Source organism: Citroniella saccharovorans (assembly GCF_035481615.1).
Classification (GTDB): Bacteria; Bacillota; Clostridia; order Tissierellales; family Peptoniphilaceae; genus Citroniella; species Citroniella saccharovorans.
Genome location: NZ_JAYKOT010000003.1, coordinates 417,063 through 442,714, shown reverse-complemented (window position 1 = coordinate 442,714; position 25,652 = coordinate 417,063). Strand labels below are relative to the sequence as shown.

The window sequence follows — 25,652 nt, the reverse complement described above, 5'->3', positions numbered from 1 at the left end:
CCTATCTTATTTTATCTTTTCTAAAGCATTATTTAATTCTGCTCCTAAACCCTTTACCAAATCTTCTATAGAATTTTCTTTTTTGCCTATATCAGCAGTTCCATAATCTTTAAAAGTGTAATAAGCTGTGTATATTGGCTTTTCAAGCATATTATCATACAATGAATACTCTTCAAAAAGTTTTTGAACTGATTTTTTTACATAACCTTCGTTTGATTTAACAGCCTCTTCAAATGCACTCACCATATTAACAGGCCTATCTGATCTTAATGTTACTACGATGGCACTCGGAAGTGTTTGGTTAGCAAATGAATTTATCTTACCTGTTGGCATTGATTTAATAAATGCTTCAACAAAAAGTTTTGTAGCATTAATTAGACTTTCCTTATCGCCAAGTTGACCATAAAAATCATGCATAGCAATATTTGCATAACGATATAATGTTGATGAATTATATTCTAAAGTATCAATCATAGCTGCTCCTTGATTATCTTCTGGTGCTAAATCGTCAACAGCTGTATAGAAGTCAAACTCACTTTCTATTTCATGTGTAGAAATTGCATGAGCTACTTGTGCAGATGCATCAACGTTTATTGACGAATCTTTAGCTAGCATTCTACCAAAAAGACATATATCTATCGAATCTTCAGTTTTTAAAATATCCTGAAGATATTTTTTATCTTCATTTTTTGCAATACTTGCTTCAGCAAGTTTCTCTGCTTGTTTGTCGCTTATGAAGAATAATGCTTTTACCTTTTGATCTTTGGTTGATATTTTAGCAGCATTTAATGTTTTTTCAGCCATTTCCATTGCAACATCGAATAACATGCTTTCATCAATTTTTATTATTTTTTCAGCAATATATTTTACAATTTGCAATGAACGTATACCAATATTGTTTATTTTACCATTGTCATTAAAATACTTTCTAATAGCTCTCTTCCAGCTTTGCGAACTAACTCTTGCTCTTGTTACACCACCATATTGTGCTGTCTTAGGACTACCCGTATCGTCTCTATTAATATTTGCTGGTGGTACTGTTTGAATTGCATGTACATCTAAAAATAATCTAGTTTTCATTTTTAATTTCTCCTTCCAATTTTTTATTTTTTCTAATCCTATAGTATGACCTTGACCAAGATAATTTTACTCCATCTTTTTTCCCTAATAAAAACCAATATAGATCTTCAGAAAGTTTAGCATAATCAACTTTCGCATCTGATTTTGCTTTCAAAATTTTTATTAGTTGTCTTAAGTGATGCTTAAGCTCTTTGAAACTACTAGAAGTTATCATAACATTAAATCTCTTATCAATAGATTCATTATCATCACCTCTGAGTGTGCTTAGAGCATCTCCAATATTTTGTCTTCTTTCATCTTTTTCATAGTCAAGCTTCAACACAGAATATTTAGCTCCCTGTTGATGAATTGCATATAATTGAATAGCAGTAATAATTGCTTCTTCCTCATAGCATAACTTAATTGAATTTCCAAGAAACTCTTCAGGCAAATTTGAAAATAAATATGACATAGATTCAATATTGTTTGATATATTTTTATTTATAGAATTTCTTATATTGGCTAATAATGCTTTTGTTCTAGAAGTTTCTATTGTGGTATTTATTTTATTTAGTATAGCAGACGTTACTCTATGGATACTATCTTTTTTACTCTCCATTATAAATCTCCTTTCTCGTAATTTGTCAATTTCAATGCTAATTTGTTGAATGATATGGCAATATTATTATACAAAACATCATTATTTAATTTAAATTTTATTCCAACAAAAGCTCTATCTCCATGAGCTAATGCTACTCTTTTTGATTCATCTTTAATTATTTTCACAATCATTTTCTTACACTCATATAGTTTTTTTTCTTTGTCTTCTTTATAATCAATAGAAGATAACCAATCTTTGAATGGCTTGTCAATTTTAAAATAAACCTCTCCAATCAGGGAGTTAATCTTTGCGTCTATAAGTTTTTTTTGATTTTTTGTAGCATTTGACCTAAGTAATCCAGTATCAAGTGCTACAACGTCAGTAGTGTATTTCATATATTCTTCGTTTAAAAATTTCTTAGTATCTTCCACAAGATTATTAATCCTCCTAAGCCATCCATTTTTAGCTAAGTCATAACTTATCTCAAGATTTACATATATTTCATCATCAATATCATTTTTCATTAAATTCGATGCTGTAGCACTGTTAATTCCAACAGATGATAATTTTATATATCTTTCATCAGATATTTCTTTTGATATTTTTCTAAACCAATCTATTATATAAGGAGATCGAAAATCCTTACTCTCGACTGTATTATTTAGGTAAATAATACCAAAATTTCTCCACAGTGATTCATAAGGATTATTTTCCATTGGATACCATTTTTCTTCATTATCATCTTTTTTTTTAGTTTTTTCCCATATTGTCATACACTCTAATAAATTGTTTTTCTTATCTAATATAGGCAATTGAGCAATATTAAAAAATCTACCGAATTGATTTCTTTCGTTCGAAATATAAACCGCTCTACTATAGTCTGTATAAAGTCTAGCTAAATTATTTATACTATTATTATCCAAATAAAACCTTATATTTTCCTCTGGAGTAAGTTCCCAAGCTGGTGTTTGAACTTTACCAATAAATTTATCATCAGGATGTACAAGGATAAGGTTTAATAAAAATGTCATAAATAAACTATCGGTTTTATAATGTATAGCTCCAATAGAATTTTGCCATCCTTTATGTCCATCATATTTTTCTATATCATTAATATCTAAATATCTTTTAATTTTAGTTTTATCAGGAGTTGCAGAGTATGCCATATAGTTAATAAGCCATCTAGTAAGCTGATTATTATCTAATTTATCTTTTAATTCAGAATCATTGCCACCCACCATTGAAAAAATAGCTGTATTATCCCCAGTCTCTGAAATTTTTCTATTTATTGTTTTAAATGAAATGCTTCCAGCATCTTTTGCAGCACCTTTATTGCTATAAAGTTCACAATCATTAAAAAAATCTTTCGTAACCTGATAAAATGGATACTTGTCATCAAATAAATAAAACCTATCTCTCCATGCTTCTAAATATACATCAACTATTTCTGGAAATTTCCCGCAATTCCACAAGTCTTTCCATGTCTTCATCAAATCATCTTTATAGTCAGATTCATCTTCCTCATAAACTTCTTCTACTTGCTGCATTCGCTTATTTAACTCAAGCATTTCATAAGGATTTCCGTTCGCATCATATCTTGAAAATACAGTATGCAAAACTGCTAATAGGAACCTCATAACTGCAAAATCTTGCGTTTTTGTATCACCTGCAAAAGCTTTGTAATTATGTGCATCTCTGAAAAATTCTTTCATTCCTACAAGTTTAGTAGTACCTTTGTAATCAGTAACAACAGATATCCAGCCCTCGTCTAGTAAATTAAACTCGCTCATTCTCATCCTCCTTTTTTACAACAAGTCCATACTTCGTATCGTAATATAATATTTTATCAAAAATTCTAAATTCATTATTTTCGTCAAATATTATTCCCAAATTATTTTTTAACCAAGTTTGATTATCCCAACAATTTAAATTTTCTCTATAATAACCTTCTAAGAATTTTATAACATTATCGATACCATTCTCAAAATAAACTGATTTAGGTAGTCTTATTGTATGCTGCGCAATCTTCATCGCTATTTTATTATCTGATGGATCTAGAATTCCTTTTTCATCAAAAAATTCATATCCATTCTCGCACTTTTTAAGTGCTATTACCTCTATACTGTCTTCACTATCCCTAACCTGAGCGTATGCCTTTATTTCAGATGCTTCCGCTTCGGTATCTGAATATTTAATCCATTCAATTATATTTTTTTCAATTGATTTTTTATTCACTTCTGGTGATTTTAATCTAAAAGTTTTTGCCTTTGTTTCTTTATTCGTAAGATCATTTTTAAATTTCACACTATAATTAGTATAAACATCCTCAAGATTGTATTCAAGTTCTAATTTTTTATCTGAGTAAACTAATTGTACAAGATGTGATATGTCATTAGGTAGATTTATCTTTTCTGGAAGGTAGAACTCTGTTCTAAAAAGCAAGTATGGATCATAAACATAGGTACTTGCTTTATCAAAATCATAATCTTTTGAGTTAAGCACATATACTTTAGGTGTTTTTAGATTTTCTGGTCTATTATCTCTTTTATGTCTGTGCTGTCTACCCATTCTTTGTAATATAAGATCTATTGGCGCAAGATCCGTAATTAGAACATCAAAATCTATGTCTAGTGACTGCTCAATAACCTGTGTTCCTATAACTATCATAAACTTTGGTCTTTTGCCATTTTTACCTATTAAGTCTAAAAGTTCCTTTTCTTTCTTGTACCTATCAGTAGCTATAAATAGGGAGTGTAAAAGAAAAACATGCTCCTTTCCAAAAACATTTGAGCATAGTTTGGCAAATTCTTGTGATTTTTTCACAGTATTTACAATTACACCAACTATTCCTTGTTTAGTGATATCTTCTATAAGATTTGTTATATCTGTACTATCTTCTTTTGATAATCTTTTTATCTCATAATCAGTCCCTTTTAGTATATCAAAATCGTCGTATTGAAGTATCTTATCTCCATCATTCATTGTTAATAATGGATATGCTTCATTGTTTTCAAAATTATTTGGCTTAGAAAGTCTTCTAAATTTATATCCTGAACCTACCATATAACTTTCAATTAGTCTATTTCTCCTCTCAATAGGCAGTGTTGCTGAAAGTATTACTACAGGTACTCCATAAGCTCCCATCCACTTAATTGCCTGATAAAGATAAACACTCATATAGGCATCATAGGCATGAACTTCATCTATAACAACAACCTTATTTGCAAAGCCTAAATGTCTAAGCATCAAATGCTTTTGCTTCAGTGCCAATAATAAAAATTGATCAACTGTTCCAACTGTAAAATCATCTAGTATAGAAAGTTTTCTACCACTAAACCAGTCATTAACAGTTACTATATTCTTTTTCGTTTGAATTTTCGCTATCATGTATATTTCTACTTTTTGGTAAATTAAGAAACTCTTCATTAAGGACTGCTTTTCCATGAAGTAGTCTAAGTGATCTTCTATTAGAGACATCATCTTTTAAATTTTCAAGCCAATCATTTACACGAGAAAATATACCATTGGAAGTAGCCTGTGTTGGTAATCCAAAAAACATACCGCTTCTATCAGTTTTTTTTGCAAGCTGCTCTACAGCAACTAGGGCTGCTTCAGTTTTACCAATGCCCATTGGTGCTTCAAAGATAATTATTCCAGGATTTTCCGCTCTATCTATTATCTCTGTAATTCTTTTTTGTGCATCTCTTGGGATAAATTTCTCTCCACTTTTTAACTTAAACCTTTCCTCATACACCTTATCTATATTTACTTCAAGAGGATCCCATAGTTCTGTTCTATCACTTTTCCATTTTATTAACCCTTTTTCTATACGATCATTATCAGCACAACTTTTTTCTAAACTAATTAGTGGAAAATAGCTTTCATTACTTGTAATCCAGTCTGCCATTATTAGAAGTGCTGAAAATATAACTTGCCCTGGTTGTGATAAAATAGGTATTTCTTTTGTAGATGAAAAACCGCATGTTTTAAGTGCCCATGAAAATATGTAATCTTGTAAGCTAAGCCAAGTTTTATAAATGTCGCCTGTTTTATCATTATTTTGATAAAAATGATTTTCAAATGACTCATCATAAAGTTCGTCAGTTTCAACACCTCTTCCATGATGTGCGCCAACTATATCTGCAACAGTAATATTAACGCCACGCTTAAATAACATAAACTGTCCTATTGACTGGTGGCTAATATTTTTAGAATCTGTAACAAAAAATTTATCTAAATCTTTAAAACCAGAACTTCTTAGATTTTCTAAAATAATCTCATCTAATTCTTTATCGTTCTTAAAAGAGTGTTTCAACTGAAAATATGGACTTGCTTTACCTATATCATGAACTGTGCCCAAAAACATAGCTAATTTTTTAGCAAGAATTTCTTTTTCAGATACATCTGTATCCATAGAGTTAATTAAATAATCTCTAACTCCTTGGCTTAGAAAGTGCTCCCATAAGAAAGCCATAGTCTCTTTTGTATCGTTTAAGTGAATTAGAAGAGGTAACCAAATAAAATTATTATCATTATCCCTATTTTTTTTAGCCCAAAGATACCTTAATTTATCTTGCATTTTGTTCTCCTTAATTTCTCTAACTTTTCAGTATATTAAAAAATATATTAATAGTTCTAAATATAGTCAAATGCTAATGATGAACTTTTTATTTAATTTATATATGTTTTAAATAATACTTCTCATATTTAATTATAATATAAAAATCATATTGTGATAAAATAAATTTTAATTAATAACTATAATTTTAATGATTTTTATTAATATTTTTGAAACATTATTAAATACAAATAAAGATTATTAATTGTTTTTTGTATTAATATTTAGCTTTTTTCTGATATTTTCATTTGTAAAGCTATCATAGTAGACTTTATTATTTTTATAATATTCCACTGCATATCAAATAAAACTTTTATTCTAAAATAACTATAAGATAAAAAAATTAGTTGTAAATCTACTATAAAAAGTACTTGATGAAACTTTTATTTAAATATTTTTAATATCTATAATTAACAAGTTTAATATAGTATCTAGCTATTTTATAATTCTATTTCATATAATTCATCGCTTATTTTTTTAAATCCTACAGACTCAAACATTTTTTGACTCTGTTCGTTGAAGGTATAAATGTTTGCTTTTACAGATTTAAATGATTTTTCTTTTGCTATTTTCAATATTTCATAAACACATTTTCTCCCAATGTGTCTATTCTGATATTCTTTACATATAACAATGGTTATTTCTGAATCGTTAGTTAAGCAAATATCCCCAACCAATTTATTTTTATACTCTATATAATACAAATCTCCATTTTCATTAAGATAATTATACATTTTTTTTAACCTTTCAATGTCATATACAAAATCTATATTATCTACCTGCTTACAAACATCAAAATCTTTGTACCAATTTAATGTATATTCAAAATTATCAAAATATGGAACTAGACTAATTTCCTCGCTTACTTTTCTTTTTTTCATACTTTCTCCTTAAATAAAGTTTAATTAAAATAAATATTTTGTCCCTAAAAATTTACATCAATTCTTTTTTCCTTAAATTTTCTTTCCTGCCATTATATAATAGATTACTTAGATAAATAAGTCTAGATGAAATTATCCATAATAATAATTTAAATATAATAAAATTTTAGACATACTTAATACATTTTATTTAGTTATACTTTTAGAAAACATAAAATAGTTAATTGTAACTTTTTATAAAGAATTTAAAATAAAAATTTAGATAGCATTTTACCATTTTTTCTCATTATATCTTCTACCTCCCCCTCTTTACAAATACCAATTTTAATATTAGTAAATTTATTCATAGTAGATAATATTTTTCCTCTCTGCTATAATTAACTTGAGGTGGATTATGAAACTATTGGAAGAAAAAATATTAAAAGATGCGAAAATCTTAGACGGAAATATAATAAAAGTAGATTCTTTTTTGAATCATAGACTAGAGACAGATTTTTTAGATAAGCTTGCTATGGAAATTGCAAATTATTTTTCAGGAAAAGGTATAAATAAAATTTTAACTATTGAAGCTTCTGGAATTGCTCTTGCAATTTTAACTGCTGTCCATATGGATAATATTCCTGTAGTCTTTGCAAAAAAGGCTAGGTCTAAAAATATAAGCGCTAAAGTTTTTTCTTCTAAAGTTGAATCTTACACTTATGGAAAGTTCTACAATGTAACGGTTTCTAAAGAATATCTGAATTCTTCCGATAAATTATTAATTATAGATGATTTTTTAGCAACTGGATTTGCTATGGAGGGGCTAATAGATATTTCTAAACAAGCAAAAGCTGATATAATTGGTCTTTCTGTTGCCATAGAAAAGGGATTCCAAAATGGTGGAGATAATTTGAGAAAAAAAGGATTTGATCTACTCTCACTCGCAGTAGTAGATTCTATAGAAAATAATACCATCATCTTTAGACATTTATAAATTCTACTTAAAAAGGCCTTTAGGAGTTATCTAATCCTAAAAGCCTTTTTTTAAATAATATTTTTTTGTAGTATTTTAAAGTGCCCAAAATTTATACATATCAAAAATCATGATAACCATACACTGCCCCACTGCTAAAAGTTCTATTATAAAAAGTTTAAATTTTTCTTTCTTTGTAGCTAAATCAAAACGACCTTTAAAAGCCTTAATTAAAGCAATTATCATTAGTATTAATAATATTGCAAATATTATACTTTGTATAATGTATGAAAATGCACTTCCTATATCGCCAGTTCTATATCCGCTATTTAATCTCATGAAACAAATAAATAAATTTATTAAGGCTAGTCCCATAAGACTTGAGATTATATAAGAATATTTTTTTATTGGACTATTTATAGCTTGTCCTTTTTTCTTTTTTATAGGATCTAGAATAAGTCCGCAAATAAGTGTATTTATTATTCCGTAAATTCCTGCAATTATAAAAACCAAGATGCACAAAATATTTGTAACAGCTTTTGGAGAAGATACTAAAAAATCAGAAAACTGAGTCTCAACTATTTCATTTTCCTCATACCACCAATTACTTAAATCTTCCTCACTGAAGGAACTTACTCCCATAGCCCCTAAAAAGGAAAGTGGACCTGTAATTATTCCACGAGTATTTAATATAAGACCTTTTGGAAGATCTCTTTTTATTTTAGATAATTTTGAGTCTGTGAATTTACCATAAATTATCTCATACATATCATAATTATAAATTGTTTCATGGGCCTGATTTGTCATAAGAACCATTCCAACTCCGCTTATAGGATCAAATTGTAGCATGGATGAAAATCCAAAAGTATTTCCCCCATGTCCAATAGTCTCTACCTTATATTCACTAGCAAAAAATCCATGATAATTTTTTGCGACTTTTGAAGAGCCATAGAAACTTGTTGGACTATAAATTTCTTTTAAAGTATCTTTTTTTTCAAATAGAGGAGATGGATTTTTATCATCTGGAGTAAGAGCACGGGCAAATTTTTGAAGATCAGATATTGTTCCAGCTGCACTACCAGCAGGGAATAAGTGAATATAATACATAGCTTTCCCGCCAATTTCTTCTCCCTCTATGTCATAGCACTTTTGCTTTTGTCTTTCACTTTTAACCCAAGTATTATCATCATATTTTGGACCAATAGATGTATGATCCATACTAAGTGGTTTTAAAATATTTTTATGAACATATTCAACATAATCCATTCCCGAAACTCTCTGTACAATTAAAGCTGCAAGTGCAGCTGACCAATTTGAGTATGCTGTATGCTCGCCTGGTTCATAAACCTGCTTGGGCGATCTAATGCTAAGTGCATCTTCAAGTGTAGTTATTTCAGAAGCATCAGTAGTTTGTATGAAATATGTATCCTGAAAACCAGCCTTATGATTCATAAGATCTATCATAGTTATGGGCTTATCATAGCTTAAATTCTTAAGGAAATTTTCTGGTAGATAATTTTTAATATCTACATTTAAATCAAGTTTTCCTTTTTCATAAAGCTGCATAACACTCACCCATATCATAAGTTTAGATATGGATCCCCACTCGTAAACAGAATCGAGATCAGATTTTACCATAGATTCCTTGTCAATATATCCGAAAGAATTCTCATAAATTATTCCATCCCTATCATAGACTATAACATTCATCCCACAAGTAGTTCTTTTATGATTATTTACATAATTTTCTATAGTTCTAGGTAAATCACTGTATTTAAGTCCTGAAGGTAAAATTTTTTTGTCTAAATTTGAAGCATTAACCCCTGTCATTATTTGATTTAAAAAAATAGAAAAAAGCAAAATCCATGCTGAAAATTTTCTAGTACTCTTCATGATACACCCCCTCAAATTATTTAATTTAATTGTATCAAATAAATATATGTGTAATATTAAGACTAAGTTAAATGTGTTAGGATGGATTGTTTATAATTAAATAAAAAAGCACCTACTATAAAGATGCTTAAATATATAAAACTAAATCTTTTTATCACTAACTTTATTTTTCTATACTCATCCCAATAGCCATGCCAAACATCATACCGATAGACATGCCAACTGCAATATTGTCCTGATCTAGTGCGATTGAGATAGCTGTTCCTAAACATATACCTATTGCCATTCCTTCTGACATGTAAGTTTCATCAGTTTTTTTGTCCTTTTCTTCCCCCTCTTTTTTTCTTTGTAATGTAAATAATGTAAACCACAACTACACATACTATTATGATTGGTAGTATAATTCTTATAATTTCCAATTTATTCCTCCTTTATAGAATTATTTAATATATATTCTCAGAATTTTATTAGCATTTTATTTCAAGCGTTTTTTAATTAATTTTAACCAACTAAATATTTTTCAGAGCAGAAAGCCCCATATGCATATTCTACAAAAGCTCTTTCATAGCCTCTATAAGCACATAATATAATGAAAAAAATAGCAATACTTCATGTTAAAAAGTAAATTTCTGCTATTGATATATTGCTTTCATTTATTATTTTGGAGAGTTTAGTTTTACTAACTTGCTTAAAACTAGTTTTATTATATAATCACCGAAGTCTTTTAGTTCCTTCCTAAACTCTACACATCTTACCATTTAAAGTAAGGACTATCAGTTTTATTTGAATTTTTCCTGCTTAATATAAGGGTATAAGCCTAGTTTTTAAATTCATATATTAAAGTTATTATTATGTTTAAAGTCTTAGAATAGTCTTTTAGTCCTCATATTTATAATATCACAAAATTTATTACAATAAAAAATATAATATTATCTAAGGCAAATAAAATTCCCTAGCATTTTTACAGTCCAAGCAAGGATGTAGAATGACTTTACAACTAATAGAAATTATCAGATGGTGGTAAGTACTTGGTATATTTTTTTATATTTAATTTATCTTTTTCATATTTTTCTGATACTATTGGCTCAATTGATCCTTCCCAATCTATCTAAATACCTAAATCTATATTTTCATTTGATTTATTAAGTGTTTTTTCTTAAAGCTTTTCTTGTATTTAGTGAAAATAATTTTTCTCAATATTTATAGTCTAAATATTCATCCAATTCAGCTTATAAATCTTTACAATTGTTATTAGTAAAATTTCTTTTTGCACCTATCTAATACCTTGTGCACTTTGAAATTGGTATTCTTAAGCAAATAATTTTTTCTATTCTGTTTTTTTCTTATGATTTCAATAGAAATTATGCGGTAAAGAGGTTTGGTCTGTCTTATATAATTCATTTTTAAATGCTGCTTTCTTTTATTTTTGGTATAAAAAAAGCAGCCAGAGTTATTCTCTAACTGCTAATCTTAGACTTTTATTATAGTATATATAAATTATCACTGTTCTTAAAGCTCTTGGGATTTATATTTTCATATCTACATATACCTTAATAATTTATATAGCTTGATGGAGCTATCCTAGTATGATTACTGTACTAAATATTTTCTTACTAATAAGTCTACATAAAAGATATGTCTTTCTAATTTAAAAAATTAAATGGAAAAATCAAAAATTTATCTCTCGTATAATATGAACCATTTTCTCTATCTAGTACACGATATCTCTCAAAAGAATATAAAATTGCTTTATAAGAGACCATTACATCCTCTTTAGAAGTATCTACAATTGGAAAGCACAAAATTATTAATATTATAATTAAGATAATTATTTTCTTTATCTTGCTTTTTTTCATAAATCATCCTTTCTTTATTCCGCAATAAATAACTTTATAATATGACCTCAGTCCATATATTATTCTTTTTTCCTATAGTCTATATTTTTTACTTAGGATTTTTATTCTATTTACATATAGATTAAATTTTTAGAGATTTTAACCAATAAGTCTTGCAGCATAAGGTTTTTTAACTTTTTTTAAGTCTTATATACCATATGACTATTTTTTTTATAGTGATTTTTAATTAAATTTATCAATTCATTTTTAAAGTTAGGCTAGTTATTAAAATCTTCTAACCCTTATGCATAATGGAACTCATTATTTGGAACATAGTGTATGAATATGTATTCATATCCATTAAATTTTTCCAATCTAGGATATCTTCCCCGTCAAGTACTTCTTCTGGTAAAGTAAGCCTTCCGTCTTTCAAGCTAATTGAAGGTGAAAATTCTAATATATCATCTCTATATCTTATAGTTATCTTTCCATTTGGTGCAATATCACTTATATTTTGGCAAATAAATGTTGCCCCGCTACATGAATTAGAATCTAAGTAGAAATTGTCTATCTCTTTTAAATTACCATCCTCAGAAATTTCCAATTCTTTTAGAGAAACAGAAGCATTTTTATATTTAGGAATAATTAGGTAACACTCTTCTCCTATTAGGTATGGCATACTCCCACCTTCAGTTTCTTTCATTGCAACAAGCATATTCGGATCCTCATAATCTGCAAAAATACTTGACCAAACGTATAGTTTTGCAAGTGTATTATTTAAGCTTTCTTCATCAAAACAAGATCCAAGTTTTATAATAATAGCTTTGTATTTTTCATCATTTGGATTGATACCAAGTTTTCTAGCCATCTTTAGATATTCATTAGAAATTGAACTTTTATCAAGCTTATCTGATTTAAGTTTTAGAATTGGTTGACAATGCCTTGCATCTACACTATCATACTTAGCAAAGACAAAGTTTGGAGTTCCAACCTCGTCTAAAAAGATTTGACGAGTCTTTGACTTGAAATTGTCCCACAGGTCATTAAGAACTAGTCCGGTGTAGTTATTCGGATTATAGATATAGGAATAATCTTTAATATCTCTAGAGCTTATTGTGTTAAGCCTATCTTGATCTTCTTTCAAACTATTTTCAATAATCCCCAAGATTTCATCTTTTTCTACACCTATATTTTTCATAAGTTCATAATCATCAATAAACTTTCCATCTGGAAGAGAAAAATTATACACAAAGTACTTACTAAATTCACCTTCCCAAATATCATAACTTTCAATCATAATACTTAGCACATTTTCATCTTGATAGACAGAAAATGAGGAATAAATTCCAATATCATAAAAACTTATATCATCCTTATAAGTATTGTATTTATCCTTTATGCTTTTAACCAAGTCATCAATCTCTTTATTGGCTATTTTTGCATCCTCAGAATTCAAAAGAATCCTAGGTACATGGATTCCAAGCCAAGCTCTTTTTGCAGCATCAATATGTTTTTCATCAACGAAATCCTTCCAAATCTCCCTATCCTCAACAAATGAGGAAATAGAACCAATTTTAGCACCATCAACAGCACTTAATTTCTCATTAGATTTAGAAGTAGTTTTATTGGTATTATCTAAGTCAGAATTTTCCTTGCCATCATTATTGGAATTACTTGAATTATTTTTATCATTTTCATCATTATTTGCAATATTTTTACCATTTTCACCTATATTTTCATCGTTTTTATCATGGCTTGAATCGCTTGTATTATCTGTGAGTTTTTTTACTGGATCAGTTGGTTTATTTTCCTTTTGACATCCAGATACGAAAACAAGAGACATGATAAAAAAAATTAAAATCTTAGAATTTATTTTCATAATATCCTCCTTTTTTATTTTCTTCCTATCCTTTTAATATCTTTTATTAAATCTATTTATCCTAATAGGTAAAAAATATTTTAGGTTATCTAAAATGATTAGATTTATAAAATATGGCAGAAGCACTCCAATTTTCAAGGAGTGCCTCCACTTTCTAGCTTTATGTGAGTTTATAAATTTGTAACTTAACAGCTAAATTTTAGGTCTGGCAAATAAATATAAACACTATTTTTATCTAGTGTCAGACTGTTGACAAAAAGGCAAAATCCAAAAGGAAGCGTTCCATTCGGAAGAAATTTTAACGAAATAATGCGCCCGTAAATCGCACTGTCGAGCTTAGCGAGTTTGCGGCCTGCAGCATTAGAGAAACTAGAATTTCTAAATTTCTGTAGCCCACTAAGCGTTTTTGGATTTTGTCTACGCTCTGAACAATATTTTTATTTAATGTTTCTTATCTTATAAGTGCCAGCTAATATAAGTTTTTGCCTAGTTTCTTGACACTTTTTTTGAAAGATATAATACTAGGAATAAAACTTCTTTTCATAATTTATTTTTTTGTAGGCATCTCTAAATCTTTATTCATAGTTTCACTCTTCCTAGATTTAATTTAACTTATCCTTTGACTTGTCAAGAGTCTTATTCAGTCTCTTCTTATTCTCCTTTGCTTCATCAAGAACGCCCTTGTCCTTTGCCTTCTTAAGTTTTTTGTCCTTATTTAAATCAAGTCTATTACCCTTAAGTTCTGAAGAGTTTTCACCTTCTATCTCTGAGCTGATAAGTCCAGTGAGTTTCTTAAGGAACCTGTCCTCACATCGCAAATTCTTTATCTCATGTTTGGTCTCGTTTTCGTAGTGGTGTCTTTCTTCTGAGTTTCTATACTGCATATAAATTGTAATGTAGAAAAGAAAACCTGATATTAATAATATCCAGAAGAAGTCTTTAGAGTCTTGAAACTTAGTATCATCAAAGTAGCTCATAGCTGCAATTATATTAAGTATATATGCTAGAATTCCGCTAAATATTTCAACAAGGACTGAACAAATAAAAAGCTTTGTAAAGTTTATAGGCACACTTCCCATAGTCTCTTTAGTTCTTGCATTTACTGCTACGTAGTGAAGAAGATTCTTTCCATTTTTCTTTTGCATATAGCTATATAGCCAAATTGGTAAATAGGCTGCCTTCCAAGAGTCGCCTTTTATTTTATATTCTTCCTCTTCCCATCTTACTCCTCTATCGTAGTCTTCAATCGTTTCCTTAGCTGCGAATCTTGCTACATCAGAACTTTGTGCTTCAATAGTTTCTCTCAAGGCTTCAATATTACTATCTCTTTTCTCTGAAGTATAACCCTTCATATAGCCTGAATTAAATTTTACACAGTTTTCAGTATCAAATGGCATTATGGCGTTAATGATGTTTGTTGTCTTATCCTTTGCCGAGTAATTAAGCTTGTCTGTACTAGATTCAATAGATAGGTCATCTATTAGAATGTCGAAGTCTCTTACTACTTCATAACTATCGGCATCATACTCTGTATGTTTTTCATCTCCATCCTTGACCTCATATCTTGCTGTCTCTATTTGACCTTCTCCCCATAATCTCATGTGGGCATTAAGATCAACAAGCATATATGGTAAGTAGACCCCACAAATATTTTCAGTGCTAAACTCTCTCGTGAATTTAGGATGTGCGAAAAATTTTCTCTGCTTAACAAATTTCTCAATCTCTTTTTGGGCATCACTCTTTGTAACCTTAAATGGTAATATAACATCTGGTACTGCTCCATTAGGTATTATATTGTTAATAGATAGAGTATTACGGCACCAGTGACACCTAGCCTGAGTGCTAGTTTTTGTATCTATAATTACTTCTGCACCACAGCTTTCACACTTAACTGTTACTATATCCTCTGCTGCCTTATCAATATCTGCCGCACCAGTTCCCATAGTAGTGCCCTCTAGAGTACTAATGTCTTGATCTTTTGGAGCAAGGTCCAGCTCAAACTCGTGTCTACAGAAATTACATCTAAGCCTACCTGTCTTGGTGTTGGTTGATATGTCAGTAGCACCGCACTTTGGACACTTTACCTGACCATCTTTGAGATTGCTACTCATATCTCTAATTTTAGTATCTCCATCTAAAGCCATAAGATCACCTCTATAAGCCAAGTAAATCTTTTTTCACCTTATCAAACTCTTCTTGTGTAATAACTCCTGCATCTAAAAGTTTCTTCATATTAATTAATTTTTCTGTTGGATCTTCTTGACTGGTATTTGGGGCTGGATTTGGATTGCCAGCAGCAAAGTTTGGATTATATGAATTACCTGTATTTTCTTGCTGCACAGCTCCCATCATATTCCCAGCTGCATTCATTCCCATTCCCATAAATGCCATATTAGCTCCGCCGCCATTTTCACCAGCTGCTTCTATACCTCTTGCAGCTGCTTGTTGGAAGAATGAGTTACCACGAGTACTTGATAGTGCATCTGCCTTCTTAACATCTGACATAAGTGCTTTAGTGTCTTCGTCATACTCTATAGCAAGTATAGCAGTCTTTGCTATTTCAAGACCTCTTGTAGATTTCCACTCATAGCCATCTTCAACTGCAGTAGATAATGACTTAGCAAACCCTATTTGATCGCCTTGAATTTTACTCATACGATTACCTTTACTTGGGTCGTTAGTATAATTAGAAAATGCTGCTGAAAGTGATGAAACTACTTCATTGAATAATTCTTCTGCAGCTTCATTATCCATATCTTGAAAATCAAATGCGGGAGCGTTTGGAACTAGATACTTTTGAGGAACAAAGTTCCTAACAAATAGTAGTGGATCTACTATCTTTAAAGTATATGTTCCTCTTGTCACAGCTCCAACTTGTGTGCCAAAGAAGGCATCATCCCAATATATTTCACTTTGAGTACCAAATCTATTTTTTGGTATCTCCTTAAGATTTACATAGAAAGCTAATTGCTCTGAACCTGGTTGACCGCCAAATTTAATTTTCTCCCAAGTAGATTTTATAAGTGAACCAGTAAGACCATCACCTGCGAATATACTTTGTGAATTCACATCGTCTGATGAGTAGATAAATCCTCCTGGCTCATTAACTATGCCAGTAATCATACCATCTTGCATAGTAATTAGAGCAGTAGCTTCAGGTACTAAAATCTTACTTCCATTTGATATAATATTGTTATTACCCTTAGTATTTTCTCCACGACCCTTATTTTGTCCTTGTGGCTTAGCTGGAAATATACCTAAAGTGCCTGACTCAAGAGATCCTGGTCCATAAAAATCTAGCCATTGGTCTGCAAAACTTCCACTTAAGGCTCCTGTAAATGCTTTAATAAATCCCATAATAATATCCTCCTTATTTAATCTTTAAAATTTAATTTACTTAAAAATAATTTAAAATCTACTATTAACTTTGCCATCTCCAATATGAAACATATATCTTTTTAGGAAAAATATTTACCTACAAACTCTAAAAAAATCTTAAAATTAGAACTATGCTTTCAAATAACAAAGCAAAAAATTTTTTGACCATAATACTTTCAAGCTCATAGCTATTAAACTTAATCTTTAAATCCCACACCTATATTTTAACATTTTATAGTCATTATATAAGCTAATAAATAGAATTTTTTGAGTGGTCTTAATCACATATTAGAACTTTGCTTTAAGATAGAAAGTTCTTTGTATAGCCTAGATAGCATTTATATCAAAAAACTCCAGCACAGCTTAAAATATAACTCAACTAAAGTTTATAAGACTCAAAACTTTTCTAGCTAATTATAAATTCTGAATAAAGAGACTAAGTAAATAGATTATAAATAGTAACTATAATCACTAAAATTCTAGAAAAATTTTTTTATATTCTAATTTTATTCTTTTTTATTCTCCTTTTTTTATAGAAAAATATTTTCCACTTTCTATCTTTATTATACAAAATTTTTAATTTTTTGCATCACCCGAAAGGATGATATTTTGTAAAATTTATAATAAATTCTTGTAAATAGAATTAAAAGTAGAATAAAAGTATTCTTTTTGATATAATAAAAAAAAAGAATTTCTTTATTCTATTAATTTAATATTTTAAATAATTTATTTTGTAGGCATTTTTAAGGGGGCTTATATGTATCGCAAAGAAATCATAAGTTATATTGTTTCAATTTGTTTGGTTTTTCTCGCCTGTCTTTTACATGCTTTGGATTATTATAATTATATAGTTTTTCCTGTACATACTATTGTATTTATTCTATATACCTTTGTAATTTTTCTCTGGATGAGAAATATGAGAAATAGAGTTCTAAGAAATTCTGTAGTTTTAAGGTTTATGCTTATTGGTATTCTTCTAATATCTTACCTAACTGTTAGAACAATAAAGTATGAAATCTTTATTGGAAATGAAGCTGCAATAAGATATATAAGGTATCTTTATTTTACCTTTCCACCGGTGCTTACTCAACTAGTTTTTTTAACATCACTCTATGTTGGAAAATCTGAGAGAGAAAATATTAGTAAATTTTGGAAACTTCTATGGATTCCTACCAGTATTGCTGTGATTTTTACGATAACAAACGATTACCATGGTCTTGTATTTTCTCTTGATCCAAGTAATACTGGTCTAAATCAGTATGGACCAATATTTTATCTAGTAATTATATACATAGGCCTCTTGGCTCTTTTTACCCTCGCCATCACTATGCTATATTCGTTTAAAAACAAACATTTAACTTCTGTAAAACTTCCCATTTTTATCATTTTTATTTGGGGAATTTATACTTTTTTATACATGATTGCTTGGGAGCCCTTTGAATATTTTAAGATTATTTTTAAGAGTGCAGAGTTTAATATCTTGATGGTAGTGCTTTTTATAGAATCCTTGGTATTTATGAGACTTCTACCTTCAAACAGAGGCTACGAATCATTTTTGCAGTTATCATCTTTAAATATTGGGATTATGGATTCAAATGGTGAGATAATCTTCAGCCCGAATAAGTATAGAAATATCGATCCCTATCTTATTGAAAAATCACTTCATACTCCTGTTCTTATTGATGAGGATACCCTACTTGAAAGTGCAAATATAAATGGCGGCAAATCTTTTTGGTTTATAGATCTTAGCGATTTCAACAAACTAAAGAGAAAGCTACTTAATATGAGTGAGGATATGCTAAATGAAAATGAACTTCTAAAGGCAAAAAATGCCTTAAAAAAGAATATGGTTAAGGTTGAGGAACAAAGAGAAATCAGAGAACATATTCACATGAAGCTTAAGCCTCAGTTCGATCAGCTCAAATATATTCTGATGAACCTGCCAGAAGATGAAAACTTATTTGAGATAAAACTAACGCATGCTTGTTTTCTCGATGTATATATCAAAAGATATTCAAATTTGTTTTTAATTACAAAGAATAAAAAGTCACTTGAACTTTCTGAACTAAAACTCGCATTTTCTGAATCCTTAGATTATTTGAAACTTAGCGGTGTTAAAACAAGTATGGATTGGAAGTTAAATGGAAGATTTGATGCAGGGTTCTCACTTGATCTTTATGAGATTTTTCAATATGCATTAGAATTTTATATGCCTGGAATTGATTCCCTCCATGTAAGCCTATATAGGAAAAAGAATAATCCTGAGCTAAGTATTAATTTAAAGGGTGCAAGACCTGGGTCCTTTCTAAGTAAGTATGGATCTACTTATGAAAAATGTGGATTCTTAATAGAAGAAGATATGCTAGATGGTGAAATAAATCTATGTATTTCTCTTGCAAGGAGGAATCTATGACTCTTATTAATCTAAAAACATATCAGCTTGCTATTTTATTTTTATTAAATACTGTCATATTAGTCGCAAGCATAAAAATAATTATTGAAGTAGCCAATACCAACATTCATTCCAAGTATTTTGTAAAAGGAGTACTCATCTTCCTTCTAAGTTTTTTACCGATGCAGGTTTTGGCAGAGATTGGAACAGGAAAGCTCTACATGGCAAAAGTTCTCGTAGATCTTCCACTTTATTTATTTATAATCTATGATATATTTCTCATAATCTCAGAAACTATATTTTTAGTAAACTTTATTAAGACTAATAAAAAAATTATAGGCAAGAATTCTATCAAAGAGAGCATGGACAATCTTACAGATGGCATTTGTTTTTCAAAATTGGATGGTACTCCCCTCTTGGTTAATAGGGTAATGCAAAATATTAGCTATGAAGTATTTGGCAGAATGCTTGTAAATGATGTAGCATGCTCAGAAGATTTAAGAAAAAACAAAATAAAAAAAGAAGTTCATATCTTGCAGAGAAATCCCCTTGTAGTAGAAGCCCTAGGAAAAATTTGGCAGATTAAGGTTATTCTTCACGAAAATGTGAGGGAAACTCTAGCTTATAATATAACCCTTGAATGGGAACTATACCAAGAGATTGAGAAAAAAAATAAACAGATTGAAAAAATCAACGCAAGTTTAAAAGAATATCAAAAAAATGTTGGAGAGTACACTAGACAGAAGGAAATCTTGCAAGCAAAGATCAAAATCCATGACAAGATTGGTCAATCTTTAATCTATTTTAAACGATATTTAGATATGGAGAAAAAGTCTAAGGAAGATCGGGAAAAACTTATAAATTTATGGATGGAGAGTCTAGTAATGCTTGATGAAAATAATGATTTCACAAGTGAAGATCGAGATTTATCAAAAAGTTTTGCTAAATTTAAAAAGCTTATATCGACCGCCAAAGATATCGGAGTTGTAGTACACGTAGATGGAAATCCTCCTAAAGCTGAAGGAGACCTAAATCTCTTGGTTGAGATAATTCACGAAGCACTTAACAATGCCATTCGTCACGGACATGCTAAAAATATATGGATTAAACTTAGTGAGAATAGTTCAAATATCCACTGCAAAATAAAAAATGATGGAATTTTATCCAAAAATCCCATAGTAGAAAAAGGCGGATTAAAAAATATCCGTCAAAGAATAGAAAATTGTGGCGGCAAAATGGCCATACAGTTAGATTCGAATTTTATTCTAGATCTATCCTGGCCGAAAGGAGTAAACTATGACCTATAAAATAATGATAGTAGATGATCAATTCGTCTCCCGTGAAATGTTTAAATTATATATAAACCAGTGCCCAGACTATGAAGTTACTTACTGTGTTGATACTGCTATGTTTGCAGATACCTATGTACTAAATAGTAAGTTAGATCTCGTAATTATGGATATACTTATGCAGGACGGATCAAACGGCCTTGATGCAGCTGAAAAAATAAAAAAGTTGAAACCAGAATTAAAGATTATCGCAGTTACCAGTATGCCTGAAGTATCTTGGATGGATAGGGCAAGAAAAATTGGAATTGAAAGTTTTTGGTACAAAGAAGCATCTGAAGAAACAATATTAGAAATTATTGAAAGGACGCTCAAAGGAGAATCTATATATCCGATGGAAACCCCAGAGGTCAAACTTGGAATGGCGAAATCAACTGAACTAACGCCTAGAGAAATCCAAGTCCTTAGACTCCTAACTACAGGAGTAGGCAACGATAAAATCTCAGAAAGCCTTGGAATTTCACTAAACACTGTAAAAACCCATATAAAACATCTTCTAGATAAAACTGGATTTTCAAGCCGTACTCAGCTTGCAATCCAAGCTCGAATAACCGGATTTGTAATAGAAGATGATTAAAAAATATGATCTATATATACTAAGGGTTTAAAATGAGCCCTTAGTTTTTTTAATTGATAAGTTGTAAAATTAAATGCGACACTAAATAAAAAATAAAAACTCATATTAACTAACTTCGTGTAAAATGTTAGTAACGACAAAAACACACACGGAGGTTAATATGAGTCATAAATATCTTACACTAAACGAAAGAAATAAGATAGAGGTTTTACACAAAGAAGGATATTCTTCTAGAAGGATATCGGAAATTTTAGGGTTTCACCATTCAACAATATCTAGAGAACTAAAAAGATGCAAGGGGACTTACAAAGCAGTAGATGCAGATAAAGACAAGAGATATAAGGCATCACATAAAGGAAGAAAAACTAAATATACTGATACCATAAAAAATATAATCCTAAATAAACTAAACTCTAAATTGTCACAAGAACAGATAGCATCTACCGTGCTATCTAGAATCGTTTCCTTTAAAACCATATATAATTGGCTTTATTCAGGATTTATTGAATTCGACCTAAGCAAACTTAGAAGAAAAGGAAAATCAAGAAAGTCTAAAGAAACTAGAGGGAGGTTTAATATTGGAACCTCTATAAGAAAAAGACCTAATAGAGTTAAAAAGAGAGTAGAATTCGGGCATTGGGAATTAGATACTGTTGAGTCATCAAGAGGAAAAAACAAAGGATGCCTCGCAACCTTCGTTGAAATGAAATCAAGGTTCTATATAGCTTTACCTATGAAAGATAGAAGTAAAGATTCAATGCTTGAAGCTATGAAAAAGCTAATAAAATCTCTACCAGAATTTGCTTTAAAAAGTTTCACTTCAGATAGAGGTAAGGAATTTGCTTGTTATAAAGAAATTGAAAATATGGGAATAGACTTCTATTTTGCCGACCCATATTCAGCATGGCAAAGAGGAAGTAACGAAAATTCAAATGGTTTATTAAGAGAATATTATCCAAAGAAAACAGATTTGGCTAAAATTGAAGTTGAAGATTTAATTAAAAATATAATGGAGCTTAATAATAGACCTAGAAAGTGTCTAAATTATCAAACTCCGTTTGAAATATTTATGCACGAACTTAGTTTAGAGTAAGTGTCGCAATATTATTTGCAATTCATCAATTAAATTAATCCTAAATAGTTTTGACCTGCCACGAACTAATTATTTATATGATTATTCCAATATTTATTAAATAAACCTATGATAACAACTAAATTTTAGCGTTTTTGTAATCTTAAATTCTATTTTTTATCATTAAAACAATACAAAATCTTAAAGCAGTAAATTATAAAAAAAGGTATTTATTATCTGTAGACTTTTCTTAAAATAACTTTTTACTATTTAAACCCATCTTCTTCAAAATCTTTAAGTGTCACCCCGTTTTCAGTTTTCCAATTAGTTCTACCATTTGTTTCCATTCCGAGAACAAAAGAAGCTGCATATGAAGGACTGTTAAATAAATAATCTTTTGTAATCTTACCATTAACTATACCATTGTTATTTTTAATTTTTTCTCTTAAATCTTTAATCGATTTTGGTATTGCCTGTGAATCCATTTCCTCTATCATACTATCTTTTAATACAACAAAACCCTCATTAGTTCTTTTACATTTAGCTTTAATTAATCTATTAGTTTTTCTAATTGTTCTTGACAAAAATAGTATCAGTTCATCATCTTGATTTGTCTTATCTAACTGTGTCTTATCCTCTATTAAAGGAACAAATATTTTATAACCTAAAACACCAAGAACCATTTTAGAATACTCTATAAAATCTTCTAACTCTGATTCTTTTTCTTCAGTAACATGTCCAGGATTAGGATCGTTCCAATTTCTAACTTTAAATCTATCCGTCTCTATAACCATATTAGTAAATTTATTTTCTAAATAAGAAATTTCAGTAGGAACAAATGAATTGTTTTGTGTGGTCAGCATTACACAATCAGAAAAATAAAAGTCATCTTTCAAATGTTCATTAACTCTAACTAAAACTCCATCACCATTTTTCCTTATTCCAGCTTGACCAATATATACTTCATCTTCTTCGTTGTCGTTCTTGCCAAACAAAAAATATACTCCACTTTGCTTTAAATCCTGTCTATCCTTGCATTTATCTAAATGTACTCTAGGAATTTTATAAGCCACTCCAGTCCAATTTGACAAAGTACATTTAATTCTACCTGTAACTTCTCCATCCATTAAAAAAAGATTAAAATTTTTACTGTTTTTCATTGCTTCACCCCGAACATTTAATAACTATATACAATATAACAGATTAAAATATATTTTTTGAATATTTTTTTAAAAATATAGCCCCAAAATTTAATCTGAACTGTCCCTAAAAAGTTTTATCTCTTAGTAGATGCACCTAAATCTTTTAATATAAATGTTGTATAAAAAATGGCAGCTCGCAAATTTTAGCAGATTTAAAACTTTCGTAAAAGTCATTTGCATTTTTATTTGTAGATCTTATTAATCTTATTTCATCAATATTATGTTTAACGCAATCAATAGTCATTTCATTAAATAGATTTTTTGCTATTCCTTTATTTCTATTCTCCGGCAATACATACACCCAGTCAACATAGCATATTCTATATCCGTCTTGAAAACAGGAATAAAAATGATATTCGACTCTCCCGACCACCTTATCTTCATACATAGCAAGTATTGAAGTGCTTCTTTTAGTTAATTCATCATCTAATCTTTCATAAAGTTCTTCTTTATTTATATCTGTTGAGCACATAATTTCCGGTTCCAATGCCGTTGCCAATGATAAATAATCATAATACTTACTAAAATTTTCTTTGTTTAGTTTTTCAAAAGTATATTTCATAATTTCACCTCTTTAATATCATTTAAATAATATAATTATTTTTAATCCCTTTCATCTGTAATGATATGCTCTACGCCGCTATGCTTCGACCTAAGATATTCTTTCATAAATGATGGATAAGCATTGTATTTATCAAGGTCATTAATTGCTATCCAGCGCATAGATTCTTTTACTCCGCCCATAGTAAGGCTCTGGCTTTTAAGATTCTTATTGCCCTTTGGTTTCATCATGTAATAAAAGGCAATCTCATGGCAGTCTACTCCCTCTAAATCTGAACTTCCAATAAAGAAATTCTCGTGTATCACAGCAAGATGATCTATCTCATAACTGACCCCTGTTTCTTCAAACACTTCCCTTTTTACAGCTTCTTCAGATGTTTCACCTAAATGGACTCCACCCCCTATGGAGTAGTAATAGTCATCAACTTCATTTCCTGCAAACAAGACGCAATCATCTTCTACTATAATTGCTGCTGCTCTATATCTAAACCATTTATTTCCTTTTTTAAAACCACAATCATATTCCATCTCTATCTCCTTTAATTTCTAACTTATCATATCTCGTGCATTGATCTAACACTAACTTCTATATTGTCCAAATTGTTGTTACAATCCTTTCAAAGTATTAATAGTATTGCTAAAATACAGTTTAGATTTACCATACATACAAACTGGAAGTTATCATACCGCCTTTATTATTTTATCTACATCTTTTTTTCTTGATAGCCAAATAACTTTATCATCATATCTATCTATAATACTTCTTATTTCTTTAAGATTTTTATTCTGAAAAGTTTCAGTCCATTTCAAAAGATTATAGACCGATTTCAAGGTTTCTCTTTTTCCTTTTTGTATTCCTAATTTTCTTTTTATAGAGCGCATAATAATTCTACTTTTATATAAATAACCAGGCATATCTAAAACATATATTTTATCAGCTTCATCAAAACTTTGCTGTACCCAGGAATAATATACCCCCTCAATTATCCACTCATTATTATTATATAATATTTCTTGTAATAACGCTTTTCGCTCATCAAGCGTTCTCTTTTTGCCATATTCTTTGGCGTTATTATCCCATTGAATATCATCTAAGTCGAAATGGGAAATATTATACTTTTTTGAAAGTTTATTTGCTAAATAGGTTTTTCCAGAACCACTGCAACCAATAATATGTATTTTCATAAGTCGGTATTCTCCACAAATTCAAGTTTATCAAACTCATTTTATTTCTGCTGAATCATCTTAAAATGCTTCAATGCCTCCACAATTGCACTCTCTTTATCTTCTAGACACTGTGGCTTCCTACTATCTTCATTTTTAGGTAAATAATAATTCTTTCCAACATCAATTCCACATTTTCTCTTTATCTGTGAAATATACAGATTGAAAACCTTCATGCCAGC

At 29.5% G+C, this 25,652-nt stretch carries 21 protein-coding genes; 5 read left to right on the top strand and 16 right to left on the bottom strand.

The window, feature by feature from the left end:
* Positions 1-6 precede the first annotated feature (6 nt).
* The 6 genes from cas7e to VLK81_RS04630 form a co-directional block, all read right to left on the bottom strand.
* Positions 7-1,080, bottom strand: coding sequence for a type I-E CRISPR-associated protein Cas7/Cse4/CasC (gene cas7e, locus VLK81_RS04655; protein ID WP_324619510.1), 1,074 nt, complete (start codon positions 1,078-1,080; stop codon positions 7-9).
* Positions 1,070-1,678 (bottom strand): type I-E CRISPR-associated protein Cse2/CasB, encoded by a 609-nt coding sequence (gene casB / locus VLK81_RS04650; protein ID WP_324619509.1) that lies wholly within the window; start codon positions 1,676-1,678, stop codon positions 1,070-1,072. Before casB ends, cas7e begins: the two co-directional genes overlap by 11 nt.
* Complete coding sequence (locus VLK81_RS04645; RefSeq protein ID WP_324619508.1) at positions 1,678-3,450, bottom strand: type I-E CRISPR-associated protein Cse1/CasA; 1,773 nt, start codon at positions 3,448-3,450, stop codon at positions 1,678-1,680. The genes casB and VLK81_RS04645 overlap by 1 nt, the downstream gene beginning before the upstream one ends.
* The gene (gene cas3 / locus VLK81_RS04640; RefSeq protein WP_324619507.1) at positions 3,437-5,047 is read right to left on the bottom strand and encodes a CRISPR-associated helicase Cas3'; all 1,611 of its coding nucleotides are present in this window, start codon (positions 5,045-5,047) and stop codon (positions 3,437-3,439) included. Before cas3 ends, VLK81_RS04645 begins: the two co-directional genes overlap by 14 nt.
* A complete protein-coding gene (locus VLK81_RS04635; RefSeq protein WP_324619506.1) occupies positions 5,004-6,239 on the bottom strand; it encodes a CRISPR-associated endonuclease Cas3'' in 1,236 nt (411 codons plus the stop codon). The genes cas3 and VLK81_RS04635 overlap by 44 nt, the downstream gene beginning before the upstream one ends.
* Before the next feature lie 479 nt (positions 6,240-6,718).
* On the bottom strand, positions 6,719-7,159 hold the full coding sequence (locus VLK81_RS04630) for a GNAT family N-acetyltransferase (protein ID WP_324619505.1): 441 nt from the start codon (positions 7,157-7,159) through the stop codon (positions 6,719-6,721).
* Positions 7,160-7,553: 394 nt separating this feature from the next.
* Here VLK81_RS04630 and VLK81_RS04625 point away from each other — a divergent pair, with 394 nt between their 5' ends.
* A complete protein-coding gene (locus VLK81_RS04625) occupies positions 7,554-8,132 on the top strand; it encodes a xanthine phosphoribosyltransferase (protein WP_324619504.1) in 579 nt (192 codons plus the stop codon).
* 75 nt (positions 8,133-8,207) lie between these two features.
* Here VLK81_RS04625 and VLK81_RS04620 read toward each other — a convergent pair whose 3' ends face one another.
* The 6 genes from VLK81_RS04620 to VLK81_RS04595 all read right to left on the bottom strand — a co-directional run bounded on the left by VLK81_RS04620 (position 8,208) and on the right by VLK81_RS04595 (position 17,075).
* Positions 8,208-10,004: a serine hydrolase domain-containing protein gene (locus tag VLK81_RS04620; RefSeq protein WP_324619503.1), complete on the bottom strand. Its 1,797-nt coding sequence runs from the start codon at positions 10,002-10,004 to the stop codon at positions 8,208-8,210.
* A gap of 163 nt (positions 10,005-10,167) precedes the next feature.
* On the bottom strand, positions 10,168-10,377 hold the full coding sequence (locus tag VLK81_RS04615; protein ID WP_324619502.1) for a DUF2700 domain-containing protein: 210 nt from the start codon (positions 10,375-10,377) through the stop codon (positions 10,168-10,170).
* Between the two features lie 1,270 nt (positions 10,378-11,647).
* Positions 11,648-11,860 (bottom strand): hypothetical protein, encoded by a 213-nt coding sequence (locus tag VLK81_RS04610; protein WP_324619501.1) that lies wholly within the window; start codon positions 11,858-11,860, stop codon positions 11,648-11,650.
* 274 nt (positions 11,861-12,134) lie between these two features.
* Positions 12,135-13,718 carry a hypothetical protein gene (locus tag VLK81_RS04605; protein ID WP_324619500.1) on the bottom strand — a complete coding sequence of 528 codons (1,584 nt, stop codon included), beginning with the start codon at positions 13,716-13,718 and terminating at the stop codon, positions 12,135-12,137.
* Between the two features lie 602 nt (positions 13,719-14,320).
* The gene (locus VLK81_RS04600; RefSeq protein ID WP_324619499.1) at positions 14,321-15,862 is read right to left on the bottom strand and encodes a TFIIB-type zinc ribbon-containing protein; all 1,542 of its coding nucleotides are present in this window, start codon (positions 15,860-15,862) and stop codon (positions 14,321-14,323) included.
* Between the two features lie 10 nt (positions 15,863-15,872).
* Entirely contained in the window at positions 15,873-17,075 is a 1,203-nt protein-coding gene (locus tag VLK81_RS04595; protein ID WP_324619498.1) for an SPFH domain-containing protein, read from the bottom strand.
* A 937-nt stretch (positions 17,076-18,012) separates the two neighbouring features.
* On the opposite strand from VLK81_RS04595, the gene VLK81_RS04590 reads away from it, so the two are divergent.
* The 4 genes from VLK81_RS04590 to VLK81_RS04575 all read left to right on the top strand — a co-directional run bounded on the left by VLK81_RS04590 (position 18,013) and on the right by VLK81_RS04575 (position 22,504).
* Complete coding sequence (locus VLK81_RS04590) at positions 18,013-19,509, top strand: hypothetical protein (RefSeq protein ID WP_324619497.1); 1,497 nt, start codon at positions 18,013-18,015, stop codon at positions 19,507-19,509.
* On the top strand, positions 19,506-20,795 hold the full coding sequence (locus VLK81_RS04585; RefSeq protein WP_324619496.1) for a sensor histidine kinase: 1,290 nt from the start codon (positions 19,506-19,508) through the stop codon (positions 20,793-20,795). The genes VLK81_RS04590 and VLK81_RS04585 overlap by 4 nt, the downstream gene beginning before the upstream one ends.
* On the top strand, positions 20,785-21,411 hold the full coding sequence (locus VLK81_RS04580; RefSeq protein ID WP_324619495.1) for a response regulator transcription factor: 627 nt from the start codon (positions 20,785-20,787) through the stop codon (positions 21,409-21,411). The genes VLK81_RS04585 and VLK81_RS04580 overlap by 11 nt, the downstream gene beginning before the upstream one ends.
* 160 nt (positions 21,412-21,571) lie before the next feature.
* Positions 21,572-22,504 (top strand): IS30 family transposase, encoded by a 933-nt coding sequence (locus VLK81_RS04575; protein WP_324619494.1) that lies wholly within the window; start codon positions 21,572-21,574, stop codon positions 22,502-22,504.
* Between the two features lie 245 nt (positions 22,505-22,749).
* Here VLK81_RS04575 and VLK81_RS04570 read toward each other — a convergent pair whose 3' ends face one another.
* The 4 genes from VLK81_RS04570 to VLK81_RS04555 all read right to left on the bottom strand — a co-directional run bounded on the left by VLK81_RS04570 (position 22,750) and on the right by VLK81_RS04555 (position 25,431).
* Positions 22,750-23,643: a GIY-YIG nuclease family protein gene (locus VLK81_RS04570; RefSeq protein WP_324619493.1), complete on the bottom strand. Its 894-nt coding sequence runs from the start codon at positions 23,641-23,643 to the stop codon at positions 22,750-22,752.
* A gap of 145 nt (positions 23,644-23,788) precedes the next feature.
* Positions 23,789-24,247, bottom strand: a complete 459-nt coding sequence (locus VLK81_RS04565; protein ID WP_324619492.1) for a GNAT family N-acetyltransferase — start codon at positions 24,245-24,247, stop codon at positions 23,789-23,791.
* A 41-nt stretch (positions 24,248-24,288) separates the two neighbouring features.
* Entirely contained in the window at positions 24,289-24,774 is a 486-nt protein-coding gene (locus VLK81_RS04560; RefSeq protein ID WP_324619491.1) for an NUDIX hydrolase, read from the bottom strand.
* Positions 24,775-24,927: 153 nt separating this feature from the next.
* Positions 24,928-25,431: an AAA family ATPase gene (locus VLK81_RS04555; protein WP_324619490.1), complete on the bottom strand. Its 504-nt coding sequence runs from the start codon at positions 25,429-25,431 to the stop codon at positions 24,928-24,930.
* Positions 25,432-25,652 lie beyond the last annotated feature (221 nt).

Coding starts and splice junctions, on each gene's coding strand:
- cas7e (WP_324619510.1), bottom strand. CDS start 1,080: ATGAAAACTAGATTATTTTTAGATGTACATGCAATTCAAACAGTACCA.
- casB (WP_324619509.1), bottom strand. CDS start 1,678: ATGGAGAGTAAAAAAGATAGTATCCATAGAGTAACGTCTGCTATACTA.
- VLK81_RS04645 (WP_324619508.1), bottom strand. CDS start 3,450: ATGAGCGAGTTTAATTTACTAGACGAGGGCTGGATATCTGTTGTTACT.
- cas3 (WP_324619507.1), bottom strand. CDS start 5,047: ATGATAGCGAAAATTCAAACGAAAAAGAATATAGTAACTGTTAATGAC.
- VLK81_RS04635 (WP_324619506.1), bottom strand. CDS start 6,239: ATGCAAGATAAATTAAGGTATCTTTGGGCTAAAAAAAATAGGGATAAT.
- VLK81_RS04630 (WP_324619505.1), bottom strand. CDS start 7,159: ATGAAAAAAAGAAAAGTAAGCGAGGAAATTAGTCTAGTTCCATATTTT.
- VLK81_RS04625 (WP_324619504.1), top strand. CDS start 7,554: ATGAAACTATTGGAAGAAAAAATATTAAAAGATGCGAAAATCTTAGAC.
- VLK81_RS04620 (WP_324619503.1), bottom strand. CDS start 10,004: ATGAAGAGTACTAGAAAATTTTCAGCATGGATTTTGCTTTTTTCTATT.
- VLK81_RS04610 (WP_324619501.1), bottom strand. CDS start 11,860: ATGAAAAAAAGCAAGATAAAGAAAATAATTATCTTAATTATAATATTA.
- VLK81_RS04605 (WP_324619500.1), bottom strand. CDS start 13,718: ATGAAAATAAATTCTAAGATTTTAATTTTTTTTATCATGTCTCTTGTT.
- VLK81_RS04600 (WP_324619499.1), bottom strand. CDS start 15,862: ATGGCTTTAGATGGAGATACTAAAATTAGAGATATGAGTAGCAATCTC.
- VLK81_RS04595 (WP_324619498.1), bottom strand. CDS start 17,075: ATGGGATTTATTAAAGCATTTACAGGAGCCTTAAGTGGAAGTTTTGCA.
- VLK81_RS04590 (WP_324619497.1), top strand. CDS start 18,013: ATGAGAAATAGAGTTCTAAGAAATTCTGTAGTTTTAAGGTTTATGCTT.
- VLK81_RS04585 (WP_324619496.1), top strand. CDS start 19,506: ATGACTCTTATTAATCTAAAAACATATCAGCTTGCTATTTTATTTTTA.
- VLK81_RS04580 (WP_324619495.1), top strand. CDS start 20,785: ATGACCTATAAAATAATGATAGTAGATGATCAATTCGTCTCCCGTGAA.
- VLK81_RS04575 (WP_324619494.1), top strand. CDS start 21,572: ATGAGTCATAAATATCTTACACTAAACGAAAGAAATAAGATAGAGGTT.
- VLK81_RS04570 (WP_324619493.1), bottom strand. CDS start 23,643: ATGAAAAACAGTAAAAATTTTAATCTTTTTTTAATGGATGGAGAAGTT.
- VLK81_RS04565 (WP_324619492.1), bottom strand. CDS start 24,247: ATGAAATATACTTTTGAAAAACTAAACAAAGAAAATTTTAGTAAGTAT.
- VLK81_RS04560 (WP_324619491.1), bottom strand. CDS start 24,774: ATGGAATATGATTGTGGTTTTAAAAAAGGAAATAAATGGTTTAGATAT.
- VLK81_RS04555 (WP_324619490.1), bottom strand. CDS start 25,431: ATGAAAATACATATTATTGGTTGCAGTGGTTCTGGAAAAACCTATTTA.